This window comes from Candidatus Kaelpia imicola, from assembly GCA_030765505.1.
Classification (GTDB): Bacteria; Omnitrophota; Gorgyraeia; order Kaelpiales; family Kaelpiaceae; genus Kaelpia; species Kaelpia imicola.
Window position 1 is genome coordinate 1 of sequence record JAVCCL010000012.1, and the last position, 12,055, is coordinate 12,055.

12 protein-coding genes are annotated in these 12,055 nt (G+C 37.1%); 10 read left to right on the plus strand and 2 right to left on the minus strand.

What is annotated here, in order from left to right; translation table 11 throughout:
* The 3 genes from P9L98_02215 to P9L98_02225 all read left to right on the plus strand — a co-directional run.
* Nucleotides 1–426 (plus strand): triose-phosphate isomerase (locus tag P9L98_02215; protein MDP8216120.1); only part of this gene is annotated, 426 nt, incomplete at its 5' end.
* A gap of 13 nt (nt 427–439) precedes the next feature.
* Nucleotides 440–718 (plus strand): preprotein translocase subunit SecG, encoded by a 279-nt coding sequence (gene secG, locus P9L98_02220; GenBank protein ID MDP8216121.1) that lies wholly within the window; start codon nt 440–442, stop codon nt 716–718.
* Nucleotides 718–2,427, plus strand: a complete 1,710-nt coding sequence (locus P9L98_02225; GenBank protein ID MDP8216122.1) for an ABC transporter substrate-binding protein — start codon at nt 718–720, stop codon at nt 2,425–2,427. Before secG ends, P9L98_02225 begins: the two co-directional genes overlap by 1 nt.
* A 273-nt stretch (nt 2,428–2,700) precedes the next feature.
* Here P9L98_02225 and P9L98_02230 read toward each other — a convergent pair whose 3' ends face one another.
* Nucleotides 2,701–3,252: a nucleotidyltransferase gene (locus P9L98_02230; protein MDP8216123.1), complete on the minus strand. Its 552-nt coding sequence runs from the start codon at nt 3,250–3,252 to the stop codon at nt 2,701–2,703.
* A gap of 103 nt (nt 3,253–3,355) precedes the next feature.
* Between P9L98_02230 and P9L98_02235 the strand changes: the two genes are divergently transcribed.
* The 7 genes from P9L98_02235 to P9L98_02265 all read left to right on the plus strand — a co-directional run bounded on the left by P9L98_02235 (nt 3,356) and on the right by P9L98_02265 (nt 9,451).
* The gene (locus tag P9L98_02235) at nt 3,356–4,321 is read left to right on the plus strand and encodes an ABC transporter permease (protein ID MDP8216124.1); all 966 of its coding nucleotides are present in this window, start codon (nt 3,356–3,358) and stop codon (nt 4,319–4,321) included.
* The gene (locus P9L98_02240) at nt 4,318–5,373 is read left to right on the plus strand and encodes an ABC transporter permease (GenBank protein ID MDP8216125.1); all 1,056 of its coding nucleotides are present in this window, start codon (nt 4,318–4,320) and stop codon (nt 5,371–5,373) included. The genes P9L98_02235 and P9L98_02240 overlap by 4 nt, the downstream gene beginning before the upstream one ends.
* Nucleotides 5,373–6,317, plus strand: coding sequence for an ABC transporter ATP-binding protein (locus tag P9L98_02245; protein MDP8216126.1), 945 nt, complete (start codon nt 5,373–5,375; stop codon nt 6,315–6,317). Before P9L98_02240 ends, P9L98_02245 begins: the two co-directional genes overlap by 1 nt.
* Nucleotides 6,314–7,090, plus strand: a complete 777-nt coding sequence (locus P9L98_02250; protein ID MDP8216127.1) for an ATP-binding cassette domain-containing protein — start codon at nt 6,314–6,316, stop codon at nt 7,088–7,090. The genes P9L98_02245 and P9L98_02250 overlap by 4 nt, the downstream gene beginning before the upstream one ends.
* 82 nt (nt 7,091–7,172) lie before the next feature.
* Nucleotides 7,173–7,790 (plus strand): hypothetical protein, encoded by a 618-nt coding sequence (locus tag P9L98_02255; protein ID MDP8216128.1) that lies wholly within the window; start codon nt 7,173–7,175, stop codon nt 7,788–7,790.
* A gap of 95 nt (nt 7,791–7,885) precedes the next feature.
* Nucleotides 7,886–8,377 carry a 3-isopropylmalate dehydratase small subunit gene (locus tag P9L98_02260; GenBank protein ID MDP8216129.1) on the plus strand — a complete coding sequence of 164 codons (492 nt, stop codon included), beginning with the start codon at nt 7,886–7,888 and terminating at the stop codon, nt 8,375–8,377.
* On the plus strand, nt 8,378–9,451 hold the full coding sequence (locus P9L98_02265) for an isocitrate/isopropylmalate dehydrogenase family protein (protein ID MDP8216130.1): 1,074 nt from the start codon (nt 8,378–8,380) through the stop codon (nt 9,449–9,451). It abuts the gene before it with no gap.
* On the opposite strand, the gene P9L98_02270 is transcribed toward P9L98_02265, so the two are convergent.
* Nucleotides 9,448–12,055, minus strand: a 2,608-nt coding sequence (locus P9L98_02270; protein ID MDP8216131.1) for a glucoamylase family protein, incomplete at its 5' end; no start/stop codon positions are given. The genes P9L98_02265 and P9L98_02270 overlap by 4 nt on opposite strands.

Consider the following 12,055-nt stretch of genomic DNA (forward strand, 5'->3'; position numbering starts at 1 on the left):
CTGGCTCTTGAAAATAGTCTAAAGGTGATATTCTGTATCGGTGAAAGTTTAGAAGAGAGAGAAGAGGGTAGGATGAAAGATGTTGTTAAGACCCAGCTGTCGGGAGGTCTTGAAGATATATCCAAAGAAGAGCTGGCCAGAATAGTCATAGCTTATGAACCTGTCTGGGCTATAGGAACGGGAAAGAATGCAACACCGCAGGAGGCTCAAGAGGTCCATGCTCTTATAAGAGAAGAGCTGGTTAGGAAGTATGACCAAGAGGCGGCAGACAGCACTTCCATTCTATACGGGGGAAGTGTTAAGCCCGATAACATAGAGGATTTGATGAAAGAGAAAGACCTTGATGGTGTACTTGTCGGAGGAGCAAGCTTGGAGATAGACAGCTTCTCTAGTATAGTTAAGAAAGGTTTAAGTGTAAAGAGATAATGGAGGTTACCCTATGTATACGTTTTTGATTGTAGTATATTTAATTGTCTGTATAGCGCTTGTTGCTGTAATCTTAATGCAGAGCGGAAAAGGCGGCGGATTATCCGAAGCTCTGGGAGGGGCTTTTCAATCTGTCTTTGGACCTAAGGCAACAACTGTCTTGGTAAAAGCAACGTCTGTTTTAGCTGTGCTCTTTATACTTTTGAGTATAACCTTAGCAAAGCTCTCTACAGGGAAGAGTAAATCTCTTATGGAGAGGATACCCGAGGAGAATACCGCAGAACAATTTTAATGAAATTCTTAGTTCTCTTTCTCATCCTGCTTACCTCATGTGCGAATGATGAGAAGAGCTTGGAAGCAGAGAGAGCTGATTCCAGATATGGCGGCTATCTATTTTTTGCTTCAATATCTGACCCTAAATCATTCAATCCTGTTTTAGCTAAAGAGACTTCTACCACTGAAATTACCGGACTTATCTTTGAAGGTTTGACCCGAATGAATGTTCATACAAAAGAAGCTGAGCCCAATCTGGCTAAATCTTGGCAGGTAAGACGGGGAGGGAGAGAGTGGGTATTCTATTTAAGAGAAGATGTTAAATGGAATGATGGGGAGCCTTTTAGCGCTGATGATGTTCTCTTTACTTTTAATGACCTTATCTATAATTCTAAGATACCGTCCAGCGCATCAGACGTGCTTAAAGCAGGAGGTGAGCCTTTTAAGGTAGAGAAGATAGATAATTATAGCGTAAGATTTACTCTCTCTTCAAGCTATGCCCCATTTTTAATGGCGATGGGTACCAATATCTTACCTAAACATATTTTGGAAGATGTCGTTAAAAAAGGTAAGTTTAATAGTTCCTGGACTCTTGACTCAGAGCCGGAAGAGATTATAGGAACAGGCCCTTTTAAACTCTCCAGATATATCCCGGGTCAGCTTGTCGAATTAGTCAGGAATGGATATTACTGGAGAGAGGATGAGAGAGGCAATGGACTTCCCTATCTTAAAGGTGTGAGGTTTCTGATAGTTCCTAATAGTGATACCGCGCTCTTAAAATTTCTTGATTCAGAGATTGACTACTACTCTTTAAGAGGTGAAGATTATTCTATCTTAAAACCGGAAGAGAAGAGTAAAGGTTTTAAGATTTATGAGGTTGGGCCTGCATTCGGGTCTAATTTTATTACTTTTAATCAAAATAATAGTATTAATCCCGAGACCAAGGAGACCTATATAGATAAGAAGAAGCTGGGATGGTTTAGAGATAGGAGGTTTAGAGAGGCGGTATCTTATGCTTTGGACAGGTCTTCTATAATAGATATAGTTTTAAACGGGTTTGGTTATCCTCAATTTGGTCCTCTATCTCCATCTTCGGGTTATTTTTATAATTCTAGCATAGAGGAGCATAGTTATAATCTAAATAGATCAAGAGAGCTTTTGGCTGATATGGATTTCTCTGATGTTGATTCTGACGGTATCTTAGAAGATAAGAGCGGAGAAGATCTGAGTTTCAATCTTTTTACCAATGCAGAGAATAATATTAGAGTAAAGATAGCTGAGCTTATAAAGGAGGATTTAGCTAATGTAGGTATTAAGGTTAATTTTTTGCCGCTTGAGTTCAACAACCTGGTCACCAAGATAACCAGCAGCTATGATTGGGAGGCTATTATCTTAGGTTTTACAGGAGGTATTGAGCCTCATTTTTCATCTAATATCTGGCTCTCAAGTGGCCATCTTCATATCTGGAATCCAAAGCAAGATAAGCCAGTTACATCCTGGGAAGCCGAGATAGATAGATTATTTAAGGATGGTGTTCAGGTATTAGACAGAAAGAAGAGAAAGAGCATCTATGATAGCTGGCAGAAGATTGCATCAAGAGAGCTTCCTCTTATATATACAGTTATACCTGAGAGTATATTTGCGGTCAGGGATAGGTTCGGCAATTTAGACCCCAAACCTTACGGGGGAGCTTTTCATAATATAGAGGAGATATATATAATAGAGTAAGTCTCTTTAACAGTTATTTTTTATAGTCCTTTAGATTTTTAAAGAAAAAATAGTTTTTAAAGAAGTACTTTAGAGTATCCATTTGGTTTGTTAAACTGCATAGATTTTCTTTTTTGTTTTGAGAATATTTTGCTAAAAGCAGTAAGAAAATTTAGATACCAATTGAGATCAGAGTTGTTCTCAATATTGAAACTGTTGTTTCTTTTGCAATTTCTAAAATCTTTTTGTATAGTTTTTGACTCTACCGCCTTAAGTAGTTGAAGCTTCTCTCTTTCATTCAGCATTTATAAATCTCTCCCTAAGCGCCTGGTATTTGTCATCCATACTAAATAGGTCAAAATATTCTTTAATACGTCCCCATTTTAAATCTTTCTTATATAGGCTGATAACTGCTTCAATATCTGCCATTTCACGAAACTCTCTTTGAGGATCATTTGCCATAGCTTGAATTTTGAGTCCTATCAGGTCTTCTGGCTCTAGAACGTAGATAGGTACCTTGCCTTGAAATACTCTCTTCTCTACTCTTCTCTCAAGCATTTTTAAAGACGTCTCTCTGAAAGCATGTATGAAGTCGATACTTCCAAGAGCTTGATCTTTACTTGCATAGTGAGATACATTTTCAGTTTTAAAATAGAGCTCATAGCCTATATTTGTGACTATTTTGTGCAGTTTATCCAAATCAGATTTATGAATTAAAAAATCGATATCAAAAGTTGCACGAGTAATACCTAAGACGCCCATCCCAAAACCACCTATTAGGCTGTAGCGGATCTCTTTGTCTTGAAGCTCTTTAAGCATTTTTTTTAAAACGAATTCAAATTCCATATTTTAAATTATAAATTTTTATAGTCAGATATTCAATGTTAAACAATAGTACAAATATCTTTATCTACTCTCTTTAGGCATGGTATAATTCTTAAACTATACTATGTTAATATATATTCTTAAAAGATTTCTTATAGCCTTGCCTTTAATTCTGACTATCTCCTTGATTGCTTTTCTCCTTATAAATCTGACTCCTGGTAATTTCTTTAACCAGATGCGGCTTAATCCTCAGATATCCGAAGAGACTATAGAAAAATACATAGAGCTGTATCAATTGGATAAACCCGTGCTCATGCAGTACTTTGCCTGGCTTAAACGCATCATACATCTTGATTTCGGATACTCATTTGCCTATAACATCCCTGTTACGAGGGTTTTGGGAACGCGAATTTTAAACACATTACTTCTTACACTCTCCTCTTTCTTCTTTACCTGGTTGGTAGCTCTTCCTCTTGGGATAGTTGCTGCAGTTAAAGCGGATAGAGCTTGGGATAGGCTGATATCTTTCCTCTCTTATCTCCTGCTCTCTATTCCGACTTTCTTTATGGCATTTCTGTTGCTTTACTTCGCATATTTAGCAGGGGTATTGCCGCTTGGAGGTATGGTCTCTGCCAATTTTACAGAGCTAAGCTTCTTTTCTAAGATATTAGATCTATTTAAACACCTGATTATACCTACCCTGGTTATATCACTGGGGGCTATTGCATCTTTGATAAGAATAATGCGGGGTAACCTTCTTGAAGTATTAAGGTCTAACTATATTCTTGCTCTGCGTGCCAGAGGTATAAGCGAGAAGAGAGTAACCTATATACATGCATTGCGAAGTGCAATAAACCCTTTGATTACTATATTTGGTTATCAGATATCAGGTCTATTATCCGGTGCAGCACTAACAGAGATTATCTGTAACTGGCCCGGACTTGGCTCTCTGATGTTATCTGCTGTAAGAAGCCAGGACATCTATCTTGTTATGGGTTCAATGCTTGTCTCTTCTTTCATGCTTATAGGCGGTAATCTTATTGCAGATATCTTACTTGGATTTGCGGATCCGAGGATAAGGGTCAAATGAAAGAGCTATTACGGCATAGACGCGGATTGATTGCGGTTATTGTTCTATTCTTCCTCTACCTTAGTGTCATATTCTCAGGATTTATCTCGCCCTACCATTATAGGAGTGAGAAGAGAATATTATCCTATGCTCCTCCGTCTAAGATTCATTTCTTTGATTTAGAAGGGGATTTCCACCTGAGGCCTTTTATCTATAAATATACGATGAGTTTGGATGAGTATAGAAAGAGAGTCTACGAGGAAGATAAGAGTAAGGCATATCCTATAGAGTTTCTCATTAGAGGCGATAGCTATAAACTGCTCGGATTGTTTCCTGCCGATATTCATCTATTTGGAGTAACTTCTGATAAGGCTAAACTATATCTCTTTGGAGCAGACTCAAGAGGAAGAGACCTCTTTTCCCGCATAATCTATGGCGGAAGAGTGTCGCTTTCAATAGGTTTAATTGCTGTTACAATTACATTTTTTATTGGTTTGATTGTTGGGGGAGTGGCTGGATATTTTGGGGGTAAGATTGATAATATTTTAATGAGGCTATGTGAGATGGTTATGCTTGTGCCGGGCTTCTATCTCTTGCTTGCTTTGCGCTCATCTTTTCCTCCTGAGATAGGTACAGTTAAGATATATTTTCTGATAATAATAATACTATCTTTTATCGGCTGGGCATCTCTTGCGCGTGTAATAAGAGGTATTGTTTTGGGGTTACGCGAGAAAGAGTATGTTTTGGCAGCACGGTCCATAGGGCTCTCTAATTTTAAAATTATTATAAAACATATTCTTCCTAATACATCATCCTATACAATCATAGCGATTATGCTTTCCATTCCATCTTATATTTTAGGTGAATCTGCTTTAAGTCTCTTGGGTTTGGGTATTCAGGATCCTATTCCTTCCTGGGGTAATCTTTTAAAAGATGCCATGGCAATTGCACAGATAAAACTTCATCCCTGGGTATTGATACCGGGCCTATTTATATTTCTTGCTGTTGTTGCGTTTAATATGCTTGGAGATGCATTGAGGGATATATATGATCCTAAGAGAAAAATAGTTTGATGAAAGTATTAGAGATAAAAGATTTAAAGATTGATTTTAAAAAAAGAAACTCTTTTATGAGTGTAGTTCAGGGTTTAGATCTAAATATCTCAGAATCTGAAATTGTTGGGATTGCAGGTGAGTCTGGATCTGGCAAAACTATATCTACTTTGGCTTTAGCCGATCTATTGCCAGATGGAAATTCCAGGATGAGCTACAAGAGTTATAGGATAAAATCTAATAAGGTGGACAAAAAACAGATCCCTTATTTTAGAGGCAGGCTTATATCTTATATCTTCCAGGATCCGATACCAAGCCTTGATCCTATGTTTACAATAAGATATCAGTTAAAAGAGATATTAAAAGTGGGTTCTAGGAAAAAAGTAGATGATAAGACGATGGACAAGCTACTCTTAGATGTGGGGTTAAAAGATAGAGAGCGAGTACTTGCGTCTTATCCTCATCAGTTATCCGGAGGTATGGCTCAGCGTGTAGCAATTGCATTTGCGCTTGGGTCTAACTCTAAAATATTGGTTGCAGATGAACCTACTACAGCACTTGATGCCCATATTAAAAAAGGTATCCTGGATCTACTTAAAAAACTAAGAGATGAAAGAGGTCTAAGTATCTTTTTTATCTCTCACGACTTAGAGCAGACTTTCTATATTGCAGATAGAATCTATATTTTCTATGCTGGCTCTATAATGGAATACGCTAAGAGCAGCGTGATAAAGAGAAAACCTCTCCATCCTTATACGCGTGCTTTACTTGATTGCATACCCAGAAGAGGTATAGAAGAACTTAAGCAGATTAGAGGTAAGAGCCCTGATTTTAGCAGTCTTCCCAAGGGTTGCCTCTTTTATCCCCGCTGCCCTTATGCGATGGATATCTGTCAAAAAAAGAGGCCGCCTTTAATCGAAGTAAATAAAGGTCATTTCTTGAGTTGTTTTAAAGAGAAAATATGAAGAAGATATTAGAGGTCAATAGTTTAAGTAAAAAATTTAAGGTTGGAGGTGCTTTTCTTAAAAAGAGAGGCGAGGTAGCTGCATTATCTGATGTTAGTTTTAAGCTTGATTCTAAAGAGACAGTCGGTGTAATTGGTGAATCAGGATCCGGTAAGTCAACACTTGCTTTTGTTTTAGCTGGTCTATATGAGCAGGATCAAGGTAGTATTCTTTTTAAAGGTAAAGATTTGAGCGTTCTTTATAAGAAAGATTTAAGAGTAAGAAGAGAGATTCAAATAGTCTTTCAAGATCCTTACAATACTCTTAATCCAAGATATACTGTATTTAATACATTGAGAGAACCTCTTCTGGTGCATAATATTGTGCCTAGGAAGAAGATCAGAGACGAGGTTTTAAGGACTCTTGATATTGTCGGATTGCGCTCGGACTATCTCCTTAAGTACCCTCATGAGTTGTCAGGCGGAGAACGCCAGAGAATAGCTATTGCAAGGGCTATAATACTTAAACCTGAATTATTGATCTGTGATGAACCAACATCTAATCTGGACCTGTCTATTCAGGCTCAGATATTAAACTTGCTTCTTAAGATAAAAGACGAGGAAGGCTTAAGCGTGATATTTATAACACATGATATTAAAATAGCCTCTTTTATATCGGATAGAATAATAGTTTTATATGACGGTTCTATTATCGAGGAAGGAAAAAGCGATGATATTCTCGATAATCCTCAAAAGGATTACACCAAAACACTCCTAAAAGCCAGCGCACTATAAGGCTATAAAAAATAAAAAGAATATTTTTTGTATTTTAGTCAATATATGGTATAAATAGTGTAACAAAAAGGGAGGCTTAAATATGAAGATGATTAGCGGAGTTATTGTATTATTGGTATGTGTATTTTTATCTTCTGCACAGAGTGTTATGCTTACGCCGAAAGATACATTCATATCTTGCTATAGAGATCCAGTGGGAGCTGAAGATATTGCTGTTAATACTGAATTATCTGAGGATTCAAAAGATTCAGATCCTATAGATCAGCCTGGATTATGGGGGTTTTGTGCAATAATGAGGACTATTGAAGATTACTACGGAGTTGATGATCTAGATTCTCTTGAAGAAGGAGGCCAGATGCTTAAAGATGAGATATATAATATTTATAATCAGATTATAAATGCTATATTTATTACTGAGAACTTAGAAGTCGAAGATGTTTATGAGCTGGATCAAGAAGCTAACCAAACTTATGGGTATAAAGCAGCACGTAGTAAAACGTTAAGTTATAATTTTATAGCGAAAGACGGGCAAAAGTATACTAAAAGTATAACTTTTAGGTATGAGCCTACGGGAGAAGGTTTTCCAGAAATTAAACCTATATATTTTGCATTTACTGAAGCTGCAATTGATATAATGAATCCGCCGCTTTATTATTATTACTTTGAAGAAGATAGTGTAAGATTCGAAGAGATATTTTAATTCGATGTAGTTTAAGCAAATTCATGCTAAATCTATTTTAATCAATATCTGCATAAGTTCTTTATTGTCAATAATTGAAAAATATGATACAAAAGATGCCTATGAAAGGTAGAATTCATAAGCTAGGCGATGATATCAATACTGACTACATTATATCCGGCCGCTATAAGTTCTCTATTACAGATCCTAAAGAGCTTGCTAAGAAGGTCTTTGAAGATTTAGACCCCGACTTAGCTTCTAGAATAAAAGAGGGTGATTTTATCGTAGCAGGTGAAAACTTCGGCTGCGGTTCATCCAGAGAGCAGGCGCCTCAGGCGCTTAAGGCAGCAGGGATTGGAGCTATTATTGCAAAGTATTATGCCAGGATATTCTATAGAAACGCTGTCAATCTTGGGTTATTGGTTTTAGAGGCAGATACAGATAATATTGATGATGGTGATGAGATTGAAGTTGATATGGATAGCTCAAAGATAAAGGTTTTAAATAAAGATAAAGAGATAGAGTTTAAAAAAATGCCTGAATTTATGCAAAAGATAATAGAAGAGGGTGGAGTCATAGAGTATATAAAGAAGAAGGGAGATATTTAGATGGCGAAGGTTACTCTTATTCCGGGCGATGGTATAGGTCCCAGCGTTAGCGAGGCTATGAGAAGATGTGTTGAGGCAACCGGAGCAGATATTACCTGGGATGTTGTAGCTGCAGGGACTGATGTTATGGATAAGTATGGTACGCCTTTACCTGAACATGTCTTAGATTCAATAAGAGAGAATAAGGTTGCAATAAAGGGACCTATTGTTACGCCAATTGGTATAGGTTTTCGCTCTGTAAATGTTCAGATAAGAAAGAGCCTCGACCTCTATGCCTGTGTTAGGCCTTGTAAGTCATATCCAGGGGTAAAGTCTCACTTTAATGATATTGATATAGTTATCATAAGAGAGAACACAGAGGATCTCTATTCGGGATTAGAGTTTAACCCTAAATTTGGTGGAGAAGAAGAGCTATCAAAAATTTTAAAAGAATACTACAAATATGACCTGCCCAAGAAGTGGGGTGTGAGCCTGAAGCTCATAACAGAGAATGGCGCAAGAAGGATTGTTGATTATGCATTCCGTTATGCAAGAGAGAACAACAGAAAGAGAGTTACAGCAGTACATAAGGCAAATATATTAAAGTTCTCAGATGGTTTGTTTCTTGAGGTAGCACGTGAAGTTGCCAAGAATTATCCTGATATAGAGTTTTGGGAATTAATAGTCGATAATACCTGTATGCAGCTTGTGATGAGGCCCCATGAGCATGATGTTTTGGTTCTGCCCAATCTATATGGAGATATTATATCCGATCTCTGCGCCGGGCTCATCGGAGGCCTTGGTGTTGCTCCAGGTGCAAACATAGGAGATAATTATGCTGTATTTGAGCCTACTCATGGCTCAGCTCCTAAATATAAGGACAAGAATAAGGTTAATCCTACTGCTGCAATTCTTTCAGGCATGCTGATGTTAAGATATCTTGGATTTAAAGACCAAGCAGATAGACTAGAGAATGCAGTTGCAGAAGTCTTAAAAGAAGGTGAAGCAGTGACTTATGATTTTAAGCCTACCCGTGAAGACCCTTCAGCAGTTGGAACAGAAGAGATGACCGAAGCTATAATTTCTAAGATTTAATTAAATCCGATATTATCAATGTAAATTGCACCTTGATTATTTCCTACATTGTCGCCTTCAAAGATTATTGCAATCTGTTCCAGCTCGAAGTTAGCTGGTAAAAGAGGTAATAAATCACCCAAGTTTATTTCTATCGTTTGCCAATCGCCTGTTATATTATCTATTTCGAAAGAATAATTTATTCCGTCAATACAGAGTTCTATTTTAATTTTATCTGGGATTCCTATTCCTGCATCGCCTTTAATGTCAAATTTGAGCTTATTTGTGCTGCTGAGATTTAAATTATCGGTGATTAAATACATTCCATTGAATCCTCCCGGCTGAAGTTGATACTGAAGACGCATTACTTTGCCGTGTTCGGGAGTATTTTCTACAATCCCGATATCAATACTTCCGTTCGGCCCATCAACCGGGCCTATTTTCTGTACAATACTATTTGGCCGCATACCTTCTTCAAAAGTTGTAACAAGGTAATTCATATTAGGTATTACAATTGCGTCGTTCCTTAATATTCGGGCTTGAGTCAATAGTATTTCTGTGTCTTTATATTCGGTATCGTAATAAAGGACTTTCTGGAATATCTTTATGGCATCTGAAAACCGGGATGCAGTAAGTTGATTTTTACCTTCCTGATAAAGGTTCTCTAATTCTTGTGTAAAGAGATTGTTAACTTGAGTTTCTAATTGATTGAGATTAGGGAATCTTGCTTCTTGGTTATAAGTTGTAATTAAATCTTTTAAATAATCAAAAAGCACTCTTGCTTCTTCCCATTTGTTTTGAGCAATATTATCGTTTATTAAATTATAGACGTTATCCATTTCAGCGTTTATTTCAGTTTCTGTAAAGAAAGTTTCGTTTTGTATTAATTCGGCTATATTTGCAAATTCTGCACTGCCCATAAATAAGCCGCGGATTGAATTATTAAGATTATTAGCTATTGCAGCTAAAGCTATGCCCTGCAGGAGAGTTGAATTAAGATAAATCCCCAAATCATTGTCTGCATCTATTGCATCAATCAAGCCGAATTCAGATTGAATGCTTCCGGGATACATGTTTTCAAGAAGCGTTAGTAAATCTCCTCCTTCACCAGTTGCATTTAAAGAAAGCAAGAGCGTGTAAGGTGAAAGTATTCCCTCAGTCGGATATGGGTTTACTCCAGCTGGAGAACCGAATTCCCCGTATTCATATATACTGTTATAACACGGTGCTTCGCCCCAGAAAGGATAACCGTTTTCAATTGCCTGCAGCTTCTGTATTAAAACAGCTTTTTTGAAGTTAAGCCCAAATCCATCAGGTGATAGTTGTGCTTCATCAATGAAAAGAGATGGGAATAAGAATTCAAATAAACTTCCTCCATAACTTGCAATAACATCAATCCCATAAACATTTATTTTATTGCGTGCTAATGTTTGCCAATGTAGGGTTGCCTCAGCGCCGGATATATCACCTTTACCGATTGCAAGGTAAGATATCAGACGGGTTTCGGTATTTAATATTCCGTAGTGGAAGTTTGAAGGAGTAACTGTTTCATTTGCGTCGTTGTAGTCATAACCTCCGTAGAAAAGATGAGCTGTATCATCATAGAAAAACCCCAAATCAATTTTGTTAATCAGCTCGTTTAAATCATTGGCTAATACAGGAGCTGCCTCTCGCGCTAAGATCAATGCCATAACCAGATTAGTGTTATCAATGGATGAAATGAACTTATTGAACGTTGCAGTTTTAGATGGCAGTTCGTAATAGTTAAAGAAATACATTTTTCCCGCAAATTCACCCTTCTCAGGACTATAAGTTTGCAATGAATATAGAGAATTTATTAATTGAGTTAAAGCTGCATTAAATTCCCCTGCTGTTAATTTATCCAGCTTATATAGTGATACTAAAGATATGATATGCATTCCGATGTCGGTTATTGAGGTATAATTAGGTTGGTAGACTTTATCATCTTCTGTAAAACTTATCCAGCTGTAAGGAAGGCCTGTTGCAAGGTCAATCCCAGCTCCTTCTTGAAAGTATTGTAAAATTTTTTCAGAAGTATCGTATAAAAAAGAAGCGAGGGCTTGACCCCCGCTTAGTTTATCGATTATTTTCTGGATAGCCTCTTCAAGCTCCAGGCCTTCTTCGTTTATTAGTTTTAGAACCTCGTTCATCCAGAAAGATAATATTCCTGCATCATCTCCGATAAAGAGATTAAGGTTTCTTCCTTCACGTGCTTCAACATGGGGCAAGAGGCGCTTCCAAATATATAATCCCTGATTTATTACCCCTGCTCCATTGGAAACAGCCTCTTGTGCCCAGTATGTTATGAATCCATTATCTTCATAATCATTATCAAAGAAATCAACCGTACCAATCAACTCTTCAACCTCGGATGTACCGTTATTATCAAAGTCATTACTTAGTACAGCATTCATATTTGATAAAACATCTTTTGTATATTGAATTCCATTAGCTACTCCATATTCCGCCCAGTAGCTAAGGAAGCCATTATCTTCATAATCGTTATCAAAGAAATCAACTACACCTATTAAAACTTCAATTTCGGGTAAGATAGCTGCCATAGCATCTAGTAAAGCTTGGATAGTTGCATTTCCTTCATTGACA